This is a genomic window from Vibrio sp. R10-SG3-ISO10, from assembly GCF_059834185.1.
Genome location: NZ_JCBDHG010000012.1, coordinates 88,623 through 112,268, shown reverse-complemented (window position 1 = coordinate 112,268; position 23,646 = coordinate 88,623). Strand labels below are relative to the sequence as shown.

General features: G+C 43.8%; 25 protein-coding genes. 12 read left to right on the top strand and 13 right to left on the bottom strand.

Translation table 11 applies throughout. The annotated features are described in order from the left end of the window. Positions 1 to 17 precede the first annotated feature (17 nt). The 3 genes from AC6R16_RS06025 to cysZ all read right to left on the bottom strand — a co-directional run bounded on the left by AC6R16_RS06025 (position 18) and on the right by cysZ (position 2,671). Positions 18 to 275, bottom strand: coding sequence for an HPr family phosphocarrier protein (locus AC6R16_RS06025; protein WP_004415108.1), 258 nt, complete (start codon positions 273 to 275; stop codon positions 18 to 20). Positions 276 to 575: 300 nt separating this feature from the next. After that, positions 576 to 1,544, bottom strand: a complete 969-nt coding sequence (gene cysK, locus AC6R16_RS06020; protein ID WP_500673875.1) for a cysteine synthase A — start codon at positions 1,542 to 1,544, stop codon at positions 576 to 578. Positions 1,545 to 1,933: 389 nt separating this feature from the next. Beyond that, positions 1,934 to 2,671 carry a sulfate transporter CysZ gene (cysZ, locus tag AC6R16_RS06015; RefSeq protein ID WP_500673874.1) on the bottom strand — a complete coding sequence of 246 codons (738 nt, stop codon included), beginning with the start codon at positions 2,669 to 2,671 and terminating at the stop codon, positions 1,934 to 1,936. Between the two features lie 194 nt (positions 2,672 to 2,865). On the opposite strand from cysZ, the gene zipA reads away from it, so the two are divergent. The 4 genes from zipA to AC6R16_RS05995 all read left to right on the top strand — a co-directional run bounded on the left by zipA (position 2,866) and on the right by AC6R16_RS05995 (position 8,516). Continuing rightward, on the top strand, positions 2,866 to 3,756 hold the full coding sequence (gene zipA / locus AC6R16_RS06010) for a cell division protein ZipA (RefSeq protein ID WP_500673873.1): 891 nt from the start codon (positions 2,866 to 2,868) through the stop codon (positions 3,754 to 3,756). A 151-nt stretch (positions 3,757 to 3,907) separates the two neighbouring features. Next, positions 3,908 to 5,917 carry an NAD-dependent DNA ligase LigA gene (gene ligA / locus AC6R16_RS06005; protein WP_500673872.1) on the top strand — a complete coding sequence of 670 codons (2,010 nt, stop codon included), beginning with the start codon at positions 3,908 to 3,910 and terminating at the stop codon, positions 5,915 to 5,917. A gap of 495 nt (positions 5,918 to 6,412) precedes the next feature. Next, positions 6,413 to 7,573: a porin gene (locus tag AC6R16_RS06000; RefSeq protein ID WP_500673871.1), complete on the top strand. Its 1,161-nt coding sequence runs from the start codon at positions 6,413 to 6,415 to the stop codon at positions 7,571 to 7,573. Positions 7,574 to 7,709: 136 nt separating this feature from the next. Continuing rightward, positions 7,710 to 8,516: a DUF2057 domain-containing protein gene (locus tag AC6R16_RS05995; protein ID WP_500673870.1), complete on the top strand. Its 807-nt coding sequence runs from the start codon at positions 7,710 to 7,712 to the stop codon at positions 8,514 to 8,516. Positions 8,517 to 8,605: 89 nt separating this feature from the next. Here AC6R16_RS05995 and AC6R16_RS05990 read toward each other — a convergent pair whose 3' ends face one another. The 6 genes from AC6R16_RS05990 to AC6R16_RS05965 all read right to left on the bottom strand — a co-directional run bounded on the left by AC6R16_RS05990 (position 8,606) and on the right by AC6R16_RS05965 (position 13,605). Further along, on the bottom strand, positions 8,606 to 8,773 hold the full coding sequence (locus tag AC6R16_RS05990; protein ID WP_239853765.1) for a hypothetical protein: 168 nt from the start codon (positions 8,771 to 8,773) through the stop codon (positions 8,606 to 8,608). A gap of 329 nt (positions 8,774 to 9,102) precedes the next feature. Next, complete coding sequence (locus AC6R16_RS05985) at positions 9,103 to 9,558, bottom strand: NfeD family protein (protein WP_500673869.1); 456 nt, start codon at positions 9,556 to 9,558, stop codon at positions 9,103 to 9,105. Positions 9,559 to 9,566: 8 nt separating this feature from the next. After that, positions 9,567 to 10,490 carry an SPFH domain-containing protein gene (locus AC6R16_RS05980; protein ID WP_500673868.1) on the bottom strand — a complete coding sequence of 308 codons (924 nt, stop codon included), beginning with the start codon at positions 10,488 to 10,490 and terminating at the stop codon, positions 9,567 to 9,569. Positions 10,491 to 10,631: 141 nt separating this feature from the next. Further along, a complete protein-coding gene (locus AC6R16_RS05975; RefSeq protein ID WP_500673867.1) occupies positions 10,632 to 11,486 on the bottom strand; it encodes a co-chaperone YbbN in 855 nt (284 codons plus the stop codon). 330 nt (positions 11,487 to 11,816) lie between these two features. Then, on the bottom strand, positions 11,817 to 12,644 hold the full coding sequence (locus AC6R16_RS05970) for an SDR family oxidoreductase (protein WP_500673866.1): 828 nt from the start codon (positions 12,642 to 12,644) through the stop codon (positions 11,817 to 11,819). Between the two features lie 46 nt (positions 12,645 to 12,690). Continuing rightward, entirely contained in the window at positions 12,691 to 13,605 is a 915-nt protein-coding gene (locus tag AC6R16_RS05965) for a TIGR01777 family oxidoreductase (protein ID WP_500673865.1), read from the bottom strand. A gap of 230 nt (positions 13,606 to 13,835) precedes the next feature. Between AC6R16_RS05965 and AC6R16_RS05960 the strand changes: the two genes are divergently transcribed. The 5 genes from AC6R16_RS05960 to yfcE are packed head-to-tail and all read left to right on the top strand — an operon-like array spanning position 13,836 to position 16,701. Next, positions 13,836 to 14,570 (top strand): DUF1538 domain-containing protein, encoded by a 735-nt coding sequence (locus AC6R16_RS05960; RefSeq protein WP_004748987.1) that lies wholly within the window; start codon positions 13,836 to 13,838, stop codon positions 14,568 to 14,570. Beyond that, positions 14,567 to 15,361, top strand: coding sequence for a DUF1538 domain-containing protein (locus tag AC6R16_RS05955; RefSeq protein ID WP_004748986.1), 795 nt, complete (start codon positions 14,567 to 14,569; stop codon positions 15,359 to 15,361). The genes AC6R16_RS05960 and AC6R16_RS05955 overlap by 4 nt, the downstream gene beginning before the upstream one ends. Continuing rightward, on the top strand, positions 15,351 to 15,701 hold the full coding sequence (locus AC6R16_RS05950; protein WP_004748985.1) for a P-II family nitrogen regulator: 351 nt from the start codon (positions 15,351 to 15,353) through the stop codon (positions 15,699 to 15,701). Before AC6R16_RS05955 ends, AC6R16_RS05950 begins: the two co-directional genes overlap by 11 nt. Next, positions 15,698 to 16,102 carry a CBS domain-containing protein gene (locus AC6R16_RS05945; protein WP_500673864.1) on the top strand — a complete coding sequence of 135 codons (405 nt, stop codon included), beginning with the start codon at positions 15,698 to 15,700 and terminating at the stop codon, positions 16,100 to 16,102. The genes AC6R16_RS05950 and AC6R16_RS05945 overlap by 4 nt, the downstream gene beginning before the upstream one ends. Before the next feature lie 50 nt (positions 16,103 to 16,152). Continuing rightward, complete coding sequence (yfcE, locus tag AC6R16_RS05940) at positions 16,153 to 16,701, top strand: phosphodiesterase (RefSeq protein WP_500673863.1); 549 nt, start codon at positions 16,153 to 16,155, stop codon at positions 16,699 to 16,701. A 60-nt stretch (positions 16,702 to 16,761) separates the two neighbouring features. On the opposite strand, the gene AC6R16_RS05935 is transcribed toward yfcE, so the two are convergent. Genes AC6R16_RS05935 through AC6R16_RS05920 form a run of 4 tightly spaced genes read right to left on the bottom strand, consistent with a single transcriptional unit; the run spans position 16,762 to position 19,239 of the window. Then, positions 16,762 to 17,040: an Rdx family protein gene (locus tag AC6R16_RS05935; protein ID WP_500673862.1), complete on the bottom strand. Its 279-nt coding sequence runs from the start codon at positions 17,038 to 17,040 to the stop codon at positions 16,762 to 16,764. 10 nt (positions 17,041 to 17,050) lie between these two features. Beyond that, complete coding sequence (locus tag AC6R16_RS05930) at positions 17,051 to 17,806, bottom strand: sulfite exporter TauE/SafE family protein (protein ID WP_500642212.1); 756 nt, start codon at positions 17,804 to 17,806, stop codon at positions 17,051 to 17,053. Positions 17,807 to 17,845: 39 nt separating this feature from the next. Continuing rightward, complete coding sequence (locus AC6R16_RS05925; protein ID WP_069666989.1) at positions 17,846 to 18,361, bottom strand: regulatory protein ToxS; 516 nt, start codon at positions 18,359 to 18,361, stop codon at positions 17,846 to 17,848. Between the two features lie 11 nt (positions 18,362 to 18,372). Beyond that, positions 18,373 to 19,239: a winged helix-turn-helix domain-containing protein gene (locus tag AC6R16_RS05920; RefSeq protein WP_500673861.1), complete on the bottom strand. Its 867-nt coding sequence runs from the start codon at positions 19,237 to 19,239 to the stop codon at positions 18,373 to 18,375. Between the two features lie 266 nt (positions 19,240 to 19,505). Between AC6R16_RS05920 and htpG the strand changes: the two genes are divergently transcribed. The 3 genes from htpG to hemH all read left to right on the top strand — a co-directional run bounded on the left by htpG (position 19,506) and on the right by hemH (position 23,463). Beyond that, entirely contained in the window at positions 19,506 to 21,410 is a 1,905-nt protein-coding gene (gene htpG, locus AC6R16_RS05915) for a molecular chaperone HtpG (protein ID WP_500673860.1), read from the top strand. 316 nt (positions 21,411 to 21,726) lie between these two features. Then, positions 21,727 to 22,371 (top strand): adenylate kinase, encoded by a 645-nt coding sequence (gene adk, locus AC6R16_RS05910; RefSeq protein WP_004748977.1) that lies wholly within the window; start codon positions 21,727 to 21,729, stop codon positions 22,369 to 22,371. Between the two features lie 132 nt (positions 22,372 to 22,503). Further along, positions 22,504 to 23,463 (top strand): ferrochelatase, encoded by a 960-nt coding sequence (hemH, locus tag AC6R16_RS05905; protein WP_500673859.1) that lies wholly within the window; start codon positions 22,504 to 22,506, stop codon positions 23,461 to 23,463. Positions 23,464 to 23,646: the final 183 nt, after the last annotated feature.

Genomic DNA, 23,646 nt, shown 5'->3' with positions numbered 1-23,646 from the left:
GAAAATAGGAGACCGGATTAGTGTAGTTGATCCATTAGAGCAACTAGGTGGTCAACAGCTTGTTGAGCTTGTGGGCCCTCAGCTGAGATAGAAACTACTGTACCTTTAACTAGGCCAAGAGTTTGTAGCTTGAAAAGGCTCTTCGCGCTAGCGCTTTTACCGTTAGAAGTCACAGTGATGTCCGCGTCGAATGCTTTAGCTTCTTTAACGAACTGTGCAGCTGGACGAGTGTGAAGACCATTTTCTGCAGTGATTTCTACTTGCTTCTCGTACATGTTATATACCCCAATTGATTTATATTTTGATAGTTTCTTAACCAGATTTAGCTTAACTGTAAATGTACTATTCTGCTAGGCGCATAACGTTCATTTCGTGTCAGAACTGATACTGGTTGTAAATTTAACAATCGCGTCGCCAGTCTATGCTGTTGTTCGCCATTGAGAGAAATTCTCATCTAGCTCTTTATTTTGAAGCTAGAAATAAAACAGTCCTGATATTACCAAAGGTGAGGCAGGGATCAACAAAAAAGCCCCTGAATGGGGCTTTTTTAGACGAAAAATTGATTTGAACACATATTACTGTTCGTTCTCTTTCTCGGTAAAGATGCCCGCAAATAGGGCTGTACTTAGGTAACGTTCACCTGAGCTTGGGAGAACTGTAACAATTGTTTTCCCAGCAAATTCAGGGAGTTCTGCTAAGCGATTAGCTGCAACAACGGCGGCACCTGATGAGATACCGGCTAGGATACCTTCTTCTTCCATAAGGCGACGAGCCATCGCAATCGCTTCTTCCGATGTAACAGCCTCAACACGGTCTACAAGCTCTAAATCTAGGTTGCCAGGAATGAATCCAGCACCAATACCTTGGATTTTGTGCGGAGCAGGTTGAATTTCGTCACCTGCAAGCGCTTGAGCAATCACTGGAGATTCTGCTGGTTCTACGGCAACAGAAACAATGTTTTTGCCTTTCTCGCCTTTAATGTATCGGCTTGTACCTGTAATAGTGCCGCCAGTACCAACACCCGCAACGAATACGTCAACTTCGCCGTCAGTTGCATCCCAGATTTCAGGACCAGTCGTCTTCTCATGAATTTGTGGGTTTGCAGGGTTGTTGAACTGTTGTAGAAGTAGGTACTTGTCAGGGTTGCTAGCAACAATCTCTTCTGCTTTTGCAATCGCCCCTTTCATACCTTTCGCTGCTTCTGTTAGCTCAAGATTTGCACCTAGCGCTTTAAGTAGCTTACGACGCTCAAGGCTCATTGATTCAGGCATTGTTAGCGTTAGCTTATAACCACGCGCAGCAGCAACGAAAGCCAGTGCCACACCAGTGTTACCACTTGTAGGTTCAACAAGCTCTACGCCAGGCTTAAGTGTGCCAGCCTTTTCCGCTTCCCAAATCATGTTGGCACCGATACGACATTTAACGCTGAAGCTTGGGTTACGTGCTTCTACTTTTGCTAGCACTTTGCCGTTACTAACTTTGTTTAGGCGTACAAGAGGTGTGTTACCAATAGTTTGAGAATTGTCTTCGTAGATTTTACTCATGGTGTGATCCTTCATCTCTGTTCTGTTTCAAGTCTATTTCAAAGCAAACGCTTCAAATAGATGCAGTTCTAGTGAATTGATTTGTAGGATAGAGATTAGGCTAGGTTAAAAAACGAGAAAAGGATTAAATAGTTATATGATATGAAAGGGTGGTGACTGGGAACGGGCGTTGCCCTATGGAACACTTCGCTTCTGGAGAACGGGCTCGGGCTTCGCCCTGCTGGAAAACTAGAGTTGACTCCTCTACCATCGCGGAGCAACTTTAGTTATCCAGTTATCCAGTTATCCAGTTATCCAGTTATCCAGTTATCCAGTTATCCAGTTATCCAGTTATCCAGTTATCCAGTTATCCAGTTATCCAGTTATCCAGTTATCCAGTTATCCAGCTCTTACTTCTTAAACTCCGCGACCCACATTGAGGTAGCACCGCAGACGGCAATTGGCATCACAAACAAGTTCAAAATTGGAATTGTGGTGAAAACTGAGACCAAAGCGCCAAAGCTATAGGCTTTGCCTTGTTTTTGTTTCAAATTGTTTCGCATGTCATTAAATGGCACTTTGTGATTATCAAATGGGTAGTCACAGTATTGAATCGCCAAAATCCAAGCCGTGAAGATAAACCATAAAAACGGTCCTACGGTTTGACCCAGAGCTGGGATTAGCAGCAATAGGAATAGACCAATGGCTTTAGGTAGAACGTACACCAGTTTGCGCCATTCACGAGCCATGATTCTTGGCGTGTCTTTAATGACGGCCATCATGCCATCTTCATTGACCTTCTGCTGGGTTAGATGTTCTTCAACTTTTTCAGCCAGTAATCCATTGAATGGAGCAGCAATAAAGTTGGCCAAGGTACTAAAGAAGTATGAAAACGTTGCGAGTATCGTCAGGACCAAGAGTGGCCAGAGTAGGTAACCAAGCCAAGACAAAAACTCGGGTAACTGTCCCATCAGCTGTCCGATCCAAGCATCTAGGTTGGAGAACAGGTAGTAGAGAGCTCCGCCAACTAAGATGATATTGGCCAGTAGAGGCAATATAACAAATTGGCGAATGCCCGGAGTGCGTGCCAGTTCTAAACCGTGGAAGAAGTAGCCAAAGCCAGAACGCTGTCTAATCTGTGTATTCATATTTTGCTTTTGTGGTGTAAAAACGAACGTTTTCTATCTTAACAAGAAAAAAGCGTGTTCAAAATCACAACATTTCAGGAACTTCTCACATTAAGTTGTTCTAAAACAGGGGCGAGTTTTGGTAGAGTAACTCAAAGTTAGGTTTAAACAGATTCGATGTAACTCGCTTACTATCGAACAAATGAGAGCTAAAAATGCAGGAACTGCGATTTGTACTCATAATTGTTGGAGCTTTGGCGATTGCCGCTTTGCTGTTCCACGGTTTATGGACGAGTAAAAAAGAAGGGAAAGCCAAGTTTGGTAGCAAACCGATTGGCAAGCTGGATGTCGACAATGAAGACTCGGACCTAGTCCCTGAGCGCGCTTTTGCTCCAGAAGATGATTTTGAAATCATCAAGAAAGAGCGTAAAGAGCCCGGCTTTATAGACCGAGATGAAGTCATCGCAGATCCGCTCATCGATACTTATCAAGAAGCATCACCAGAAGTTAATCCATCTACTACTGATAAAGATGACGTAGATTTGGATGTGCCTTCTTTCTCAAGTAAGTCATTGGATGAAGTTGAAGAGGTCGTCGAAGCCGCACACGAAGAAGTGCTTGAACCTATTGTCGAACCATCACCAATTCAAGAGCCTGAAACGCAACAAGCGGAAGAAGAAGCGCCGTTAGAAGTTATTGTCCTCAATGTACATTGCTCCGGTGAAGAGCCTTTTGTTGGCACTAAACTGTTTGACAGTATGCAGCAAAACGGCCTGATTTACGGTGAAATGGATATCTTCCATCGCCACGCTGATCTATCAGGTACAGGCAAAGTCCTGTTTAGTGTTGCCAACATGATGCAGCCGGGCACGTTAAAGCATGATGACCCTGCTGAGTTCTCTACTAAGGGGATCTCTTTCTTTATGACGATGCCTTGTTTCGGTGATGCAGAACAAAACTTCAAGCTGATGCTTAAGACTGCTCAGCAAATTGCTGATGACTTAGGTGCCAATGTTTTAGATGATGCGCGTAACTTGATGACGCCCAATCGACTAGACAGCTACCGAGCTCAGATTCAAGAGTTTAAAGCGGCACAACAAGCCTAAACATTCCTATTCGTTAGAAAGGCTCCGTATGGAGCCTTTTTTCTTTCATTCTCAGTTGCGAACGTTGCAAGGCGTGTTCATACTGCCTGCATTGGCCGCTAAGAACGAGCCGTTCTTAGCACCGTGAGAAGTAATAATTATAGAGTTAGCTATGTCTACAGAGATTCAAGAGAAGCTTAATCAATTGCGTCAAACGCTCCACTATCATGGAGTGAAGTACTACGTCGAGGATAATCCAGAAATACCGGATGCTGAATATGACAGGCTTATGCGTGAGCTTATGGAGCTTGAGTCTCAAAATCCAGAACTTGTCACCATAGACTCACCAAGCCAACGAGTCGGCGGCGCGCCATTAGACGGTTTTGACTCAGTCACGCACGAGATTCCAATGCTGTCATTAGATAATGCTTTTGATGATGGTGAGCTAGAAAGCTTCCATAAGCGGATGGGCGATCGTATTCCAACTGCCATGTTTGATGTTTTCTGCTGTGAACCAAAGCTAGATGGCCTTGCGGTTAGCCTGCTGTATGAAAATGGGGTTCTGGTCCAAGCTGCCACTCGTGGCGATGGTGCAACAGGTGAAAATATCACCGAGAACGTTCGTACTATCAAAGCTATTCCATTGAAGCTTCAAGGTGAAGGTTGGCCAGCGCGCATTGAAGTGCGTGGTGAAGTATTTATGCCTAAAGCGGGTTTTGACAAACTTAACGAGCAAGCACTAAAGAAAGGCGAAAAAGTTTTCGTTAACCCGCGTAACGCAGCGGCGGGTAGTTTGCGTCAATTGGATTCACGTATAACAGCAACTCGCCCATTGAGCTTCTATGCCTACAGTGTCGGTGTGGTTGAAGGTGTTGAGCTCTCTTCGAGTCACTATCAACGATTCATCCAGCTGAAAGGCTGGGGATTGCCAATGTGCCCTGAGACGAAGCGTGTAAACAATCTCGGTGAAGTGAAAGATTACTATCAAGATATCCTAGAACGCCGTGAGTCCTTAGCGTACGAAATCGATGGGGTAGTGATTAAAGTTGATGAGGTCGTGCTTCAAGAACAACTAGGTTTTGTCGCTAGAGCACCACGTTGGGCGATTGCTTACAAGTTCCCTGCTCAAGAAGAGATCACCACGCTAAATGATGTCGAGTTCCAAGTTGGCCGTACAGGCGCTATCACGCCTGTTGCTAAGCTGGAACCTGTCTTTGTGGGCGGTGTTACCGTCAGTAATGCCACTCTTCATAATGCTGATGAGATAGAGCGCTTGGGCGTTATGGTTGGCGATACGGTTGTGATACGAAGAGCGGGTGACGTTATCCCTCAGATTGTTTCTGTGGTGACTGATCGTCGTCCAGAGAGCGCCCGTGAGATTGTATTCCCGGAAAACTGTCCTGTGTGTAAATCACAAGTGGAACGAGTTGAAGGTGAAGCGGTTGCTCGTTGTAGTGGTGGTCTCGTTTGTCAGGCGCAACGTAAAGAAGCATTGAAGCATTTTGTATCACGTAAAGCGCTAGATGTTGATGGGCTAGGTGAGAAAGTGATTGAGCAACTTGTTGATCGCGAAATGGTAGAAACACCTGCAGACCTGTTTAAACTATCTGCTGGTGTGATTACTGTGCTTGACCGAATGGGGCCAAAATCTGCGCAAAATGTGGTTGATGCTCTGAACAAAGCTAAACAAACAACCTTAGCTCGGTTCTTATATTCGTTAGGCATTCGTGAAGTAGGCGAAGCAACGGCGGCAAACCTTGCGCAACATTTTAAAACTTTAGACTTAGTTAAAGCTGCAAGCCATGAAAAGCTTATCGAAGTTCAAGATATTGGCGATATAGTTGCGAGTCATATCACAGCATTTTTTGCTCAAGATAAAAACCAAAGTGTGATTGATGAACTGATTGAGCAAGGGGTGAGCTGGCCTGATATAGAAGAGAAAGATGAAGACGCTCCTCAGCCACTTGAAGGTAAAACAGTGGTCTTAACTGGCTCACTATCTCAGCTTACTCGTTCAGATGCAAAAGCTGCTCTGCAAGCACTAGGGGCAAAAGTAACCGGTAGTGTTTCTAAGAAAACGGACATTCTTTTTGCTGGTGAAAATGCGGGATCTAAGCTCGCTAAAGCGCAAGAGTTAGGTATTGAAATTCGTACCGAAGAAGACCTTGTTTCGTTAATGTAACCGCCTAAATCCTATTTTAAGCCACCATTTTGGTGGCTTTTTTTTGTCATAAATAAAGTCCCTTTTTTGAACCTCATAATATGCTCAGATCTTCTGTGATGAGGATCTTGTTAGATGTAATTATGTGAATCTCAAATAAAATTATGCGACGCACTTCAATATGGTTTAGGAGTTTTTTATATTTAAGCCTTTGTTTTTATTGTTTTAAATATTTTCTGAACTTGCAAGGAGAGTGATTGTCGATCTGGATCACTGGAATTATAAAAATTTGTAGCCGGTCATATTTTTTTATATAGAAATTAAGTTCTGGTTGATGTTTTTCGCTGCGAAGTTAGTCTGGGAAACATGGATACACAGTGTGTATGCAGGAAATAGAAAACTAAGAATTAATGATTAATCCAAGGTTTTCACATAGGAAATGATTTCTCCCTTCGGCGGCCAACTTAAGGTGAGAAAAAGAATAAGACAGCTATATCCATTTTTAGGAGTTTTTCCATGGACAAAATGTTTAAACGTACACTTTTAGGTGCAGCAGTGGCAGTAGCGTCAACTGGTGTAATGGCTAAGCAAGTTGGTGTGAACAGTGACTTCCAAGTCGAAGCTTACGGTGTTGCGGCAATCTCTGTTGTTAACTATGACTCAGATAAAACTAACCTTTCAGATAATACTGTAAAGGATACTAGTACTGGTTACGATTATGAAAATGAATCTCGTATTGGTTTCCGTGCGAGCAAAGATATGTTTGATAACGTAAATGTGTTTGTGCAGATTGAATCGGGTTATGTTGGTGAAAACGGCGACGGCGCAACACTTGGAAATCGTGATACATTCTTAGGCTTGCAAGGTGACTGGGGTAAGGTTCGTTTTGGTCGTATGCTGACGCCAATGTACGAAATCATTGACTGGCCATACTCTAACCCAGGTCTAGGTGCAGCCTTCGATTGGGGTGGTGATGTGAAGTATAACCGTGACCGCCACGGTGATATGGCTCGTTTTGACTCTAAAGATTACAATGGCTTTAGCTTCGCACTAGCGACCGGTCGTGGTGATAAAGATGTAAAAGATAATTACTTCTACGGTGCTAATGCTCACTATAAATTGGCTGATAGCTTTACAATTCATGCTGCGGTAGAGTCAGAGCAAGATCGTAAAGTATCTGATGCTGTTGCTGCTGGCACAGCAACCTGTCTTGATGCTGGCGGTTGTACGATTGATGGCGCTTCATACACGTTTGGTCAAGCATATGCTACTGCAGCATCTCCTTATGAAAGCACAGATACTTTAGGCTATATTGTGGGTTTTGAGGCTTCACTCCCAGCTGGTTTCGGTTTAGCTGCCGCATATAAAGCGGGTGAGTCTAAAACATCTGCAGGTGTGACTTCAGAGCAGGCTTCATACTCAATCATTGGTCAATACTGGAACGGTCCATGGGGCTTCAAGCTAGGCTACGCTGCTAATATGGAGTCTGAAAAAGCTGGTATTAAACAAAACGATGAAGATAGCGTCATTTCTGGTCAGCTAATGTACGTTCACAATGGCTTTGTACCGTATGTACGTATCGCTCAACGTGATATCAAGGCATATGATACAGATGACAAAGTAACATATGACACCGACACATTCGTTGTTCGTGTAGGTCTCGAGTACGGTTTCTAATAGAGAATCAGATACTTACTGTCTTTACGCTGGCCCCAGAGGCCAGCGTTTTAGTCTCTAATATGTGGAGTTACTCTCTGTCGAAATTAGTTAAATGTTTGTAATATAAAAAGAAGTTTTCAAATAGGGAATTAATATGAAAAAATGCGTAATCGCGTCTTTAGTCGCATTGATGGTTGGTTGCACCACACTGGATTCAGACAGTAGCTTCACTGATGTTGTAGCCCAAGTTGAAACTAAGCAAAACTATTATTTGGTAGAGGGCAAGAGCTTTTTGCCAGGTGTGGAAGTTAGTAAAGGTGCACAGCTTACGCAATCTAACTTAGCATTAAACTATGTCGCACCTCATGGTCAGGCAGCCGTTCCTAGCTCGTTTATCGTCATGGAAGTAAAGTATTTTAAGAATTACAGTGAATACAGATATGTTGAAATTGACGGTAAGAAAACCCCTCTGAAGTCTTTAGCTCCTACAGCTGAAACATGCAGTGATATTTGTACACAAAGACAGTTATTTAGGTTTGATGTCTCAGAAGAGTCTTTAGCTAAGGGCGAGCAGCAAGGGCTGAGATTTGCTTTAGCTTCATCTGAACAAAATAAAGTCTTCTTTGACGTAGCCGCTGGCTACATCAAAGCAATTAGAAATAGTGTAGATAATAAGTCAGTGCCTAGTGCAACGACTATCGTAGCGCCAGTTGCTGCAACAACAGCAATTGCCCAAGACTTAACAGAGAAGTCTAAGTCACAAGAGATGGCAATGTATTGGTTCGAACAGCTTGACGATAAGCAGAAAGAAAGCGTAACTAACTGGGCGGTTTCCAATCGTAAAAACGCAGCGGCTAAACTAGACACCACCGATCAGGCTGAGCAAATGTTCTCTTATTGGTTTAACAAGGCCAATGAATCTGAAAAGAAAACGATACTGGTTGAACTCATCAATAAATAAGATTAACTGATATAAAAAGGAACCAATATGGTTCCTTTTTATATTTAGGTGAAGCGTGAGTATTCTATTTAAATGGGATGAGGATTAGTCTATAAAACCTTCCCACCCTCGGCTTTGCAAATCATGATAGGAATATAACGAACCTTTCCATCTTTTAATTCACACTCTACATTTGGCCCTGTTTGACCACTTCCATTTCCTGCCAAAACAGCAGCGCTAAACAATAAACCGACAAATATTGAAGCTAGTTTTCTCATAACATTTCTCCTTGTGTCTTAAAATCTCCTAGTCAGAGATATTGACTAGTATGGCAATAGACCACGAAGGATCAAAAATAATTGCAAGAAATCAAATTTTTTAAAATTTATTAAGTTGGAGGGGGAAATAGGGGGCTATTTTTAAATGTATGAAAGCTTTGGTTATTATTTTTAGGGCTTGATGGTTCTAGTAAGTGTATTTGTGTATTTTGGCAACTAGTTAAATACTTAATTTCTCGAATTAAACTTAAAAAATAGAGTTCCTTTAACTAGTTACCGACTTAATTTTAATTAAAAACGAATAAAACGCGTCAATTGAAGTGATTAGTCTAATTATCACATGGCTTTATGGTTAAAATAATTCCGCTCACTTTGGTAATTTCAACTTGTTGACCTGCGCTAATCGCGCTTTCTGATTGTGCACTCCATGTGGTGTCACCCACCTTTAAGCGTCCTTTCCCTGCTGGAAAATCCTCATCAAGACGAATGATCTGACCGACTAACTGCTTACTTTTCTGATTAAGTTCACGGTTAGCATCGGACTTTTTGTCCGATTTAAATTGTCTACGCCACCACAGCCAAGTGGTTACTAAAGCAAATGCTGCGAAAGCGACCCATTGTAGTTGCCAACTCATTGGAATAAATGTGAGCAAAATACCCACGATTAAGGCTGATAGCCCAAGCCATAAAAAATAGCCTGCGGTGCCAAGCAGTTCGATGGCAAGTAAAGCTAGCCCGAAGGCTAGCCAATGCCAATGGTTGATACTGTCTAGTAATTCAAACACATTAGCCTCTACTTAGCTGACTCTTTCGAGTGCTTAAACATTTCAGCGATACCCGCGACAGAGCCCATTAGGCCAGAAGCTTCAAGTGGAAGCATGATGATCTTGCCATTCTCAGCTTGGCCGATTGACTTAAGTGCGTCGGTATAGCCTTGCGCAATAAAGTAATTAACGGCTTGCATGTCACCCTTAGCGATCGCTTCTGACACCATAGTTGTTGCACGGGCCTCGGCTTCAGCCGCACGTTCCCGAGCTTCTGCTTGGAGAATTGCTGCTTGCTTGTCGCCTTCCGCTTTAAGGATCTCTGATTGCTTGTGGCCTTCTGCTCTTAAAATTTCAGCCTGACGAATACCTTCTGCTTCGAGTACTTCTGCACGCTTGTTTCGTTCCGCTTTCATTTGAGCGTTCATTGCTGCGGTGAGGTCTGACGGCGGCTGTACATCTTTGATTTCGATACGCGTAACTTTTACGCCCCAAGGGTTAGTCGCTTCATCAACAATAGAGAGCAGTTTAGTGTTGATCATGTCACGCTGACTGAGCATTTCATCGAGTTCCATGGAACCCAGAACAGTACGAATGTTCGTCAGTGTTAAGTTACGAATTGCATGCTCTAAATCGTTAACCTCGTAAGCCGCTTGGGCTGCATCAATCACTTGAACAAAGCAGACCGCGTCGATAGTGACATTGGCGTTATCCTTAGAAATAACTTCTTGAGCGGGGATATCAAGTACTCGCTCCATCATATTGATCTTGTGACCAATACCGTCAATAAATGGAATGATGATATTTAAGCCTGGCTTCAGGGTGTGGGTATAGCGACCAAATCGTTCAACGGTCCAGTTGTTGCCTTGAGGGACGGTTTTTACACCAGCGATAATCAGTGCAATCACAACAACGAGAAATACGCCGATAGTAATCAATGAGTCAATAGCCATATCTGAGTTCCTTATGAGAATAGTCTATTGATTGTTGCCTATAGAGTCGCTTGTGACAATGGCAGAAATGAGAACTTTAGCGAAAATCGGACAAAATAAAAGCCGGTTACTACCGGCTTTAAGTCTATGATTTAGAATGAACTAATAAAGAATGGAGTAAAGTTGACGGCGGTATTTACCTGCGATTGGATTACCTTGCCCAAGCGCGGCAAGTATATCCATAAATGACTTTTTCATTTCGCCATCTAGCGCATTCAAGTCGGTACGTAAGACGTTCCAAAGTATCTCAAGTGCTTCTTCGTCGCGATTCACTTGGTGGTAGTTAAGCGCCAGTTCGTTAGCCAGTTTTAGGTCACGTGGGTTTTGTGCCAAGGCTTCTTCTAAAGATTGAATCTCAGGGCTGTTTGCTGCTTGTGCATGAAGCTCTAATTTAGCGACTAAGCCTTTGTAGTAATTATCTTGGTACTCAAGAGGAATATTTTCTAGCAGCAATTTAGCTTGGTCAAAATTCTGTGTTTCTAAATAGCAATCTGCCAGAGCAAGTTTTACATCGCCTTTTTGTTTCAATTCCTCGGCGATAGCTTCTAGAAGCGGGAGAGCTTGGGCATGTTGACCTGCTTGGATGAGCTCAAGTGCTTGCTTTAAGTTTAGTTCGTCTTGGCTAGGGAGATGTTTCGCTAGCATTTGTTGAATAGCGGCAATTGTCTGCGGACCACCAAGACCATCGACAGGCTGGCCATTTACGAATAGGGCTATGGTAGGCAAGGCTTGAACACCAAACTGGCTTGCAATCGCTTGTTCCTGCTCGCAGTTCAAAAGAGCTAATGTGAAGGCTCCGTTATATTGCTGCGCTAGCATTTGCAGATCAGGAATCACTTGCGCACTTTCTTCGCTCATTGGCGCCCAAAAGTGGATTAATACAGGGGTCTGCATTGACCCTTCTAAAACTTGGCGGAAGTTTTGTTCGTTTAGCTCAACAATAAATGGAGATTGCATCTATGAGTTCCTTGCAACATATTCTATGAATCAAAGATATGGGCTAGGGCGGGAGAGTTCAAGGTAAGAGATTGAAATTGAGATCATATTGTTGGCGGAAACAAAAACACCGCCTGCGACGGCGGTGTTAATGTTCTCCCGAAAGGGTAAGCGAAGGTGTCTATAAAACGATAAACAACGTTAGCGCAACACCCACACTCAGCCAGTTTAACTGGTTTAAAGTCATATTATTATACCGAATGTAGCGCTTGAATTTTATAACTAGGGCTTGCCCTGAGTATTAATCTAACGTCTTATTGTTACGGAATAATTACAAAGTTGCAGAAAATATCATGCAGCTTGTCGCAATATTTTGTCTAGTGTTCGGGTTGGCAGTAGGCGCTTTAAGATAGCAAACACCTTAGTTGGCGTAGTAATACGGTAACGAATCTTAGGCTTCTTCGCTTCTAGCGCATGAACAAGGGGAGCTATACACGACTCTGCCGGTAAAACAAACGCGTTGCTTGAGGTGTCGTTGTTCAGCCTTTCCATTTGCTGACGGTACTGCTTTTCGTGAGCGCTGCCTTCAACAGTGATCCATTTCTTAAAGGCGATAAGGGCATTAGAACGAAACTCGGTTTCAATTGGCCCTGGCTCTATCAGGCTTATGTGGATATCGGTATCCATCAGTTCGAGTCTTAACGTATCACTCCAACCTTCTATCGCAAACTTAGAAGCATTGTAGGCACCGCGATATTTCATCGCCGCAAAGCCGAGCACGGAACTGTTTTGGACAATTCGACCATAACCCTGTTTACGCATGGTTGGAAGGAGTTCGCATACCAATTGATGCCAGCCAAAAAAGTTGGTTTCGAACTGTTCTCTTAAACCATCAGTAGGCAGGTCTTCTAACGCTCCAGGTTGGCCATAAGCTCCATTATTAAACAAAGCATCAAGCTTGCCATTGGTGAGAGCTAATGTTTGCTCTACTCCTTTGGTAATGCTCTGGCTGTCAGTGAGATCAATCTGGATGCAGGTGAGCCCTTCTGCTTGTAGCCTTTCAACGTCTTGTTGTTGGCGACAAGATGCAACGACTTGATAGCCTCGCTGATGAAGAGCGTGGGCACAGACATAGCCAATTCCGGTTGAACAGCCAGTAATTAATATCGATTTATCCATAGCAAGCTAACCCGTTGATTCTTTTAGTTGTAGTTAGGTTACTGGATTATTCGTGGTGTTGTAACAAGTTTTTCAGTGCAGGCTCAAGGCGTGAGTAGCTGAAGCGAAACCCGAGTTCAGTTAACTTCTTGGGTTTTGCTCTAATACTATCAAACAGTAGTACCGAGCTTTCCCCCATTGCTACTGACATCACCCATTTAGGTGTAAAAAAAAGGTGTGGACGCTTGAGTGTTTTAGCCAATGTTTGGCTGAACTGCTTATTCGAGACAGGGTGTGGAGCACAGAGGTTAAACTCTCCGTGAGCATGAGGTGTTTCGAGCAAGTAGATAATGCCACGGACCATATCTAACATATGGATCCACGGCATGTATTGGCGACCATGGCCCAATGGTCCACCTAAACCCAAACGGTAAGGAGGAAGCATTTTCAGCAGAGCTCCTCCTTGAGGAGCGAGTACCACACCAGTACGTAAAATGCAGACACGCGTCATCTCAGAGCGGGCACGGTTAGCAATTTGCTCCCATTTGCTGCACACATAGTGTGGAAAGCCTTGGCAATTCACATGAAGGCTTTCGTCGAACGGATGTTCTTGTTGATCTCCGTAGTAGCCTACCGCAGAGCCACTGATAAAGACTTCAGGTGGGGTAGTACTGGCATGAATAAGTTCGACCAAGGTTTCGGTCAGTTTCCAGCGGCTATCACAGATGGTTTGCTTCTGCTTTTTAGTCCAACGCTTATTGGCTATTGGCTCGCCTGCGAGGTTGATGACGGCGTCAAAATCATTGAGGTGATGAAAATCATCCAGTGAAGAAATGTAAGTGACGTTGCCCATGTCGGTATGGCTTAGGAGCATTTTGGCATGCCTTGGCTCACGAGTAAGCAAGACTACTTCATGAGTAGTTAAATGCTTAAGCAACTCTCGGCCGATAAAGCCGGTTCCTCCAGTGAGCAGTACCTTCATTTCTAATCCTCTTATTTATGCAGAGCAGACAAGTCCAATTTTAACCATAGTGAACTATTGTTACTAATTATAGTTACTTAGCTGCAAATGTGATCACTCGTGGCAATATCACAAAATTCACATTTTGTTACGTTTATCCTTATCGACGTTGCGAGTATCACATCCGAAAACGAAATTGTTTGCCATGCTAGATAAAAGATTAGCGATTAACTGACTTGCAAGGAGGTTCAGTGGAAGCAGCGACGGCGTTATTTAAAGCGCTACTAGGAAGTTTGCGGGATCTTTTACCCATTATTGTTGTCATTGCTTTTTTTCAGCTTGTTGTTTTACAAGAGCCTCTCCCAAATTTACTGTCTATTTTGTTTGGTCTTGTATTAGTTGTCTTTGGCTTAACGTTTTTTATCTTTGGTTTAGAGATGGGCTTGTTCCCCATCGGTGAAACCATGGCTCAAGCTTTTGCTCGCAAGGGAAGCGTGTTTTGGCTGCTCATCTTTGCATTTTGTTTAGGCTTTGGTACCACCGTCGCAGAGCCTGCATTAACTGCTGTTGCCGATGAAGCGGCAGAAGTGGCTGCAGAAGGAGGAATGATTGCTCACAATGAAGAGTCAATGGAGGACTACGCTAATGGACTGCGCTACACCGTCGCTTTATCCGTTGGGATAGCGATATTGCTGGGTGTGTTGCGTATTCTTAAAGGGTGGCCCATTCAATATATGATCATTGGCGGCTATATCGGTGTGGTGGTTCTTACTATGTTTGCGCCACAGAGCATTATTGGTGTGGCTTATGATTCTGGTGGAGTGACGACCTCAACCATTACTGTACCATTGGTGACAGCACTCGGTGTCGGCCTTGCTTCAGCGATTAAGGGGCGTAATCCAATGATAGATGGATTCGGTCTGATTGCTTTTGCCTCACTGTTACCCATGATGTTTGTAATGGTCTATGGAATGGTGGTGGCATGATCGAGTGGACTCATTTCTTAGATACCTTTGTTGGTACGATTACCGATGTTTTGCCGATAGCTACCATCATTTTTGGTTTTCAGTTTGCCGTTCTTAGACGCCCTGTAACCAACCTGCCGAAAGTGATTCTCGGTTTTTTCTATGTCATTCTTGGCTTATCGCTTTTTTTAATCGGCCTCGATTTGGCGTTGTTTCCTCTTGGCGAGACGATGGCTGAGCAGCTTACCGCTCCAAGCTTTATTCAGCAGTTCAAGCTCTCTGCTGGAACTGTGTTTGAATGGATGGATTACTACTGGGTTTATCTGTTTGCCTTCTTCATTGGCTTTAGCACCACGATTGCAGAACCCTCTCTGATAGCTGTGGCGATTAAAGCCAATCAGGTTTCTGGTGGGAGTATCAGTGTCAACGGATTAAGGATTGCGGTGGCGATTGGTGTTGCGGTAGGTATTTCTTTAGGCAGTTACCGAATTGTCGTTGGTGACCCCATTCATTACTACATTATTGTTGGCTATATCGTAGTAGTAATCCAAACCTTTTATGCGCCAAAGCTCATTATACCCCTTGCTTACGATTCTGGGGGGGTGACAACGTCTACGGTTACAGTTCCGTTAGTCGCGGCGTTAGGTTTAGGTTTGGCCTCAACGGTTCCGGGGCGTAATCCAATGATAGATGGTTTTGGACTGATAGCATTCGCTAGTTTATTTCCCATGATTTCCGTTATGGGGTATGCACAAATCACTCAGCGGCTAAACAAAGGTGCTGAGCGGGAGGATGAAGAAAATGCGCTTTAAATTGTTATTGGCTTTCGTTGAAGACAGTAAAACAGACGTGGTGCTTGATGCTGCTCGCAAGGCTGGAGCAACAGGGGCAACAGTGATCAATAACGCAAGAGGGGAGGGGCTGAATCAAAAGAAAACCTTTTTTGGCCTCACTTTAGATGTGCAAAAAGACGTTTTACTGTTTGTGGTTGAAGAACATTTATCCCGACATATCTTAGAGACGATTGGCGAAGTAGGTGAATTTGATCAAGAGTCTGGCCAAGGGATTGCGGTTCAGATTGATATTGAAGACGCCGTTGGAGTCGCGCATCAAGTCGAGAAATTAACTAAAGTGGTAGAGGATGAGTTATGAGCACACACAAAAAGGTTCGAGTTCGTGACGTGATGACCAATAATTATGTAGTCATCGACGGCTTAACAACGGTAAAAGAAGGCATTCAGTTAGCCCGTAGTCATGAAGTTAAAGCGCTGGTGGTTAATAAGCGTAATGAAGATGATGAGTATGGTGTGGTGTTGATGAATGACATCGCTAAAAAAGTGCTTGCGCAAAACCGCTCGCCAGACCGTACGAATATCTATGAGATCATGACTAAGCCTGCGTTATCGGTCGAGCCTGATATGAATGTAAAATACTGCGCCCGTTTGTTCGAACGCTTTGGTATTAGCCGAGCGCCAGTGATTGAAGCGGGTAAAATCATCGGAATGGTCAGTTACAATAACATTGTCATAAACGGCATGGTACATGATGACTAATGGCAGGAGAGTGCGTAGAATCTCCTCATTAATTTTGAGGAGATGATGTCGTGAAACTCTTTTTTGCCTCTGACTTGCATGGCAGCTTGCCTGCAACCCAGCAAGTTCTTGCTGAATATGAAAAATCTGGTGCTGAGACGTTAGTACTACTTGGTGACATATTAAACCATGGCCCACGTAATCCTGTCCCTGAAGGTTACAATCCTCCAGCGGTGAGTGAGCTGCTCAACCAATATGATGATCAAATCATTGCGGTGCGTGGTAACTGTGACAGCGAAGTTGATCAGATGCTGCTCTCGTTCCCAATGATGATGGATTACGCTTGGGTACTATTGGAATCAGGTCAGAGATTATTTCTAACTCACGGTCATCTGTACAATTCGAATAAGCGCCCAGCGTTAAAGCAGGGAGATGTGTTGGCTCATGGGCATACCCATATTCCTGTTGCTCAGCGAGAGGGGGAGCAGTTTATATTTAACCCGGGCTCAATCACCTTTCCGCGCAATGGATTTTCCGCAAGTTACGGCTTGTTAGAAGGTAATGAACTCAAAGTCGTGACCTTCTCTGGTGAAGTACTAGCCTCGGCACATATCAACTAAGTAATCAGCCTAAATGAAACAAAGGCAGCTCAGTGAGCTGCCTTTGTATTTAACTTCGCGCTATTTCGAATCTGAATGACCTAAGTCCCTTTCTGGGTCGATGACATCGCGCACTTGTTGCTTTAGTACTTTCGCTTCAGGGAAGCCACCATCGCGTTTGCGCTCCCAAATAAGCTGACCATTACAATGAATCTCAAAACGACCCCCTGTGTCTGGGTGGAGTGAAACTGTCTCTATCTCTTCACTAAAAGTGTGCAGTAGCTCTTGAGATAGCCACGTTGAACGCAGCATCCAATTACATTGGCGGCAGTAGTAAATATCAATGATGGCTTTATCCATGAAAATTCCTTTAAAACAAAAGCTTGATACCAACGGCGAAGGTTAGTATTTCAAAGCATACCTTGATGAATTGGTTGCTGTAACGAGTGGTTAGGTAAGCCCCTAAGCTGCCGCCAATGAATGAGCCTAGCAGCAGAGCCGGTAACCAAGGCCAATATACGGGAGCGCCTGCCTGAACTATTGCAATACCGCCAATGCCATTCCAGAATAGGCCGACACACAGCATGGTGAGCGCAACAGCCTGCTTATAGCTGTAACCGAACCAGCGTACTAGAAATAGTGTAACCAATAAGCCAGAGCCTGCCGTCAGTGATCCATTAATCACCCCGATTAGCATTAGGCCTAGTCCGCCAATCACCCAGCCTTTAGTGTCGCGATTTAACGGCAGCTCTTGTTGTCCAAGCTGCTTTTTAAAACGTGAATAGATACCAAGGCACAATATCATTCCACCAAGCAATTTCTCTGCAATATCACCGGGAATAAGCAAGACAATGTTAGCACCAATGATGACCCCGAAGCTTCCCACACCAATAAGATACAAAGCTACTTGGTAGCTGAAGCTTTTCTGTTTGATGTGGGTGTAGGCAGCCCCGAGACCAAGGGCGACACTGGCGATTTTATGGGTGGCCAAAGCGATCGAGAAAGGTAGGCCAAAGAAAATCAGTAGTGGGAATTGCAGTAACCCGGCACCACCACCAGAGAGTGAGGCGAGCGTATTCGCAATAAGTGAGCCCAACAACAGGCCGAGGGTGTTAATCCAATCCATATGAAAAAAGAAAAGGGGCATCATGCCCCTTTATTGAATTTAGTTAGAAAATAGAACGGTAGAGCCGTGACTTAGGCTCGTCAGGAGCAGTGTCTTCTCGTTAACAATATCGATACGACGGCTTTGCTGAGCGTCCATCTTAAAGATCTGAGTAATCAAGTCTAACTGCTCTGCGGTAAAGTCTTTACTTTGCGCAGAAGAAACATCTTTAAACTCTGTCGGAGAGACTAGCAGGTAGTTATCACTGATGTCCCACTCGCCAGTTTCAGAGATATTTATCACGCTCTCTGTCTTAGCATTGAAAGGATACAAACGTACTGTCGCAACGCGAATGTAAGTGTTGTTTGGCAAGTACTTAACGTTTGACACCACGTCGACTTTACGAAGTGAGCCAACAGACTCTTCTTGAAGTGGTTCGGTAATGACAGTCACCATTTTAGACTGCCATTCTTTTGAAGTAAGAACCTGTTCAACTTTAAGATCGCTGCCCCAGTATAACCAAGCGCTAAATACAGCGGAGATAACAAGTAGGCTAGCTGCAATTTTTTGATTCATCGGTGTACTTCCTACTGGCAAACTTTACTGAGATCTTGCTGCTCTGCGAATATTCGCAAAGTAATATTTTCACCTGAATTATCCAAAGAGTGGATGTAGTTCAGGATAAGTTGATTGTTCTGACCACCTGTTGCGATCACCTCTACAGGAGCAAGAGCTTCAATATGTGTTTCATTGTACTTCTTCACACATTGTTCGATAGAAGGGTACCACTTGCTTAGATCAGGGTGATTCATGGGCGCTTTCACGACCGTGTTATCGAAGACAGCTAACTGTCTAAACTTAGATTCAGCAGGGTTGGTGAATAATATGACACACAAAGGAATCAGTATCGCGACCACAATCAGAAGTTTAGAAAGCAATGAGCTTGGTTTACGTACCGGAGCTTGCACTTCAGCGGTATCATTGATAGCACTAACTGTCTTTGGCGGTACAGGTGTTTCAACCGATTCTTCAACTTTGATTTGCTCGGTCACTTCAACAGCTTCCAGTTCTGAGCTATCTTCGTCAAGGGACTCACCACTCATTAGTGTGGTTGCGCGCTCTACAGAACAAATTAACTGATAACCACGTTTTGGCACCGTTTTAACGAACATCGGCGACTTTGTTGAGTCTTTGAGTAGTTTTCGCAGCGTAGAGATTGCTTGAGTCAAGCTCGAATCATCAACTTCGAAGCCTTGTTTACGCCAAACAAAGTCGTGCAGATCGTTACGAGATACAATCTCGCTTGGCTTCTCACACAACAGCAGCAGGATACGGCTTTCGTTACTACCTAAGCGAATTAGCTCGTTGTTATTCTCTTTGTCGACGAGAGAGTTGGTGTTTGGGTCAAAGGTAAATCTATTATCAAGATTAAACTTAGTACCTATGTTACTCATTAATTGCGGCCACTATATTAGAGGTTTCAGACAGTTAAGTTGTTAAAGCGCTCAATACAACCGATTCTAGTGAATTCAGTTTATATTTTTTGATTTTTTTGGCGTGGCAAAGGATAGTCAAAATAAAACAAAAAAAACACTGTTTTTATGATTCTTGACCTTGAATTTACATTTGTCACCCTCATGTTAATTGGCAGATTTAGGCCAAATAGACATCATCATTATGAATGTATTGGCTTGATAAGTATAGAACTTATGGAGTTATCATGAGCGATACAGCAACTCAAAACAAAGAAACTCGTGGCTTTCAGTCTGAAGTAAAACAATTACTTCACCTTATGATTCATTCTCTTTACTCAAACAAAGAGATTTTCCTTCGTGAGCTAATTTCTAATGCGTCTGACGCTTCTGACAAGCTACGCTTTCAGGCACTTTCAAATCCAGAACTGTACCAAGGCGATGCTGATCTTGGTGTGAAGCTTTCTTTCGATGATGCTGCGAATACACTGACTCTCTCTGACAACGGTATTGGCATGAGCCGTGATGATGTGATTGAGCATTTAGGCACTATCGCTAAATCAGGTACGGCTGAATTCTTCTCAAAGCTATCTGAAGACCAATCGAAAGACTCGCAGCTAATTGGTCAATTTGGTGTTGGTTTCTACTCTGCATTCATTGTGGCAGATGCAGTCACCGTTCGAACCCGTGCAGCAGGTTTAGATGCTCAAGAGGGCGTTCAATGGCATTCTGCGGGTGAAGGTGAGTACACGATTGAAACTATCTCTAAAGAGACCCGTGGTACAGACATCATTCTTCACATGCGTGAAGAGGGCAAAGAGTTCTTAAACGAGTGGCGTCTGCGTGAAGTGATCAGCAAGTATTCTGATCACATCGGTATTCCTGTGGCTATTCAGACCGCTGAGCGTGATGAAGAGGGCAAAGAAACTGGTGAGAAAAAGTGGGAGCAGATTAACAAAGCTCAGGCACTTTGGACGCGTAATAAATCGGATATCTCTGAAGAAGAATACCAAGAGTTTTACAAGCATGTTTCTCATGACTTCGCTGATCCATTGGTATGGAGCCATAACCGCGTAGAAGGTAAAAACGACTACACAAGCTTGCTGTACATCCCAGCGAAAGCACCTTGGGACATGATGAACCGCGACCACAAGTCTGGTCTTAAACTGTATGTGCAACGCGTATTCATTATGGATGATGCTGAGCAGTTTATGCCTTCATACTTACGCTTTGTTCGCGGTCTAATCGATTCAAACGATCTGCCACTCAACGTATCGCGCGAAATTCTGCAAGACAACAAAGTCACCCAATCGCTACGTAATGCTTGTACTAAGCGTGTTCTTACTATGCTTGAGCGCATGGCGAAAAACGATGAAGAGAAATACCAATCGTTTTGGAAAGAGTTTGGTCTGGTGCTAAAAGAAGGCCCAGCAGAAGACATGAGCAACAAAGAGAAAGTCGCAGCATTACTTCGTTTTGCGTCTACTGAAGTTGACTCTGCTGAGCAAACTGTTGGTCTAGCGTCTTATGTAGAACGCATGAAAGAAGATCAAGACAAGATTTACTACTTGACTGCAGACAGCTACGCAGCGGCTAAGAACAGCCCGCACCTAGAGCAGTTCAAAGCCAAAGGCATCGAAGTCATTCTGATGTTTGACCGCATTGATGAGTGGCTGATGAACTACCTGACTGAGTTTGATGGCAAGCAGTTCCAATCAATCACTAAAGCGGGTCTTGATCTGAGCAAGTTTGAAGACGAAGCAGAGAAAGAAAAGCAGAAAGAGACGGAAGAAGAGTTTAAGTCTGTCGTTGAGCGTACCAAAGAGTACTTAGGTGAGCGCGTGAAAGAGGTTCGCACGACCTTTAAGCTAGCCAATACTCCAGCGGTTGTGGTAACGGATGACTTCGAGATGGGCACACAAATGGCTAAGCTACTTGAAGCAGCAGGTCAGGCAGCACCAGAAGTGAAATACATCTTTGAAATTAACCCTGAGCATGCTCTAGTCAAGCGCATGGCCGACGAAGCAGATCAAGAAGCGTTTGGTCGCTGGGTAGAACTACTGTTAGGTCAAGCGATGTTGGCTGAACGCGGTTCGATGGAAGACCCATCGCAGTTCTTAGGTGCAATCAACACGCTTTTGACTAAGGGCTAATAGTTAAAAAACACCAAAAAGCTCGCATCTTGCGGGCTTTTTGATTTATTTGCGTTAATCATGAATAAAACCGCGTGAAGTTGCAGACTTGTGTGAGTGTTTAAGCATTCTTTAGTCGTAATCCGCGCCTTGGTTTGAATTTGTATGATAGAATGCAATCTTGAAACCCAATGAGCAGGCGTGTAATGTGCACGCCTGCTTTATTGTTAACTGTAGAACAGTTATACCGAAACTTACCGTGAGCGCTAGATGTGTTTATTTGGTAACGTCATAGTGAGCTTCGGTATAAATCATTATTATCTTAAGAGGATTCAACATGCGCATCATTCTTCTAGGTGCTCCAGGTGCAGGTAAAGGCACACAAGCTAATTTCATCATGGAAAAATACGGTGTTCCGCAAATCTCTACTGGTGACATGCTACGTGCTGCTATCAAAGCAGGTACAGAGCTTGGTAAACAAGCTAAAGCTGTTATTGACGCTGGTCAGCTAGTTTCTGATGAAATCATCCTTGGTCTAATCAAAGAGCGTATTGCTCAAGATGACTGCGAAAAAGGTTTCCTACTAGATGGTTTCCCTCGCACTATTCCTCAGGCAGATGGTCTGAAAGAAATGGGTGTAGACGTAGACTACGTAATCGAATTTGATGTTGCTGACGATGTAATCGTTGAGCGTATGGCTGGCCGTCGTGCTCACCTACCTTCTGGTCGTACTTACCACGTTGTTTACAACCCACCTAAAGTTGAAGGCAAAGACGACGTAACTGGCGAAGATCTTGTTGTTCGTGATGATGACAAAGAAGAGACAGTACGCGCTCGTCTAGGTGTATACCATGAGCAAACTGCACCGCTTATCTCTTACTACGGTAAAGAAGCGGAAGCAGGTAATACTAAGTACCTTAAGTTCGACGGTACTAAGCAAGTTGCTGAAGTTAGTGCAGATATCGAGAAAGCACTAGCATAAATAGCTAACCGCGAATTTTGAAAATTTGCTATAGTGAAGCGATCCTCTTTAGGGTCGCTTTTTTTATGCTCTTAGTTTGATCCATTTCTGAGACAGGTACGTAGAGAGCCTTTTTAGTGTCGATAGGAAGCTATGCAAAATAACAAAAAACAAGGTGTACTCCTGGTTAACTTAGGTACGCCCGATGAGGCCACCGCTCCTGCGGTTAAGCGCTTTTTAAGTCAGTTTCTGCATGACAAGCGTGTCGTCGATATGACGCGTTGGTTATGGTGTCCAATCTTGCATGGTGTGATTTTGCCTATTCGCGCGCCAAAAGTAGCGAAGCTATATCAAACCGTATGGATGGAAGAGGGCTCTCCACTTCTTGTTTACTCCAAGAAGCAAGCAGAAAAACTTCGCAAGCAGGTTAGTGTCCCGGTTGAGTTAGGCATGACTTATGGTAATCCTAGCCTGAAAGTTGGTGTAGAGGCCTTGTTAGACCAAGGTGTCGAAGACATTATCGTCTTGCCGCTATACCCTCAGTATTCAGGAACCACGTCGGCTGCGGTATCTGATGGATTAACTAAAGCATTCAAGCAAATTCCAGTTATGCCTAGTTTTCAGTTTATTCGTGATTACCACGAGCACCCGCTATATATCAAAGCATTGGCTGAGAGTGTTAAGCGTTCTTGGCAAGAGAACGGTCAAGGTGATTATCTACTTTGTTCATACCACGGCATTCCTAAGCGCTTTGCCGATAATGGAGATATTTACCCGCAGCATTGTGAGCGAACGACTGCGCTTCTTGGCGAGGAACTCGGTTTGTCACCTGACAAAATTGGCATGACCTATCAATCGCGCTTCGGTCGCGAGGAATGGTTGCAGCCCTACACAGACAAAACGTTAGAAACCCTACCAGCCAAAGGGATCAAAAAACTCGATATTATGGCGCCAGCCTTCTCAGCAGACTGTCTTGAAACATTAGAAGAGATTTCAGAACAGTGTTGTGAGTTGTTTATGGAGCATGGTGGTGAGCAGTTTACTTATATCCCGTGTCTCAACGATGATGAGCTGCATATTCAAATGATGGTTGACTTGATATCGAGCCGTTAAAGGCATGACTGGTCATCGCTAAAGGTCGCAAAAGCGGCCTTTTTTATTGCCTGCAGCTTGATAGTCGACGTCAAACACACGTAGCTTCCCGTTAAAACTCTCTAATTAAGTCATTCGTCTGATCGATATTTTGGTGATCAGGATCAGATTATTATTATCGAAAATTAATGAAAAACTAAAACC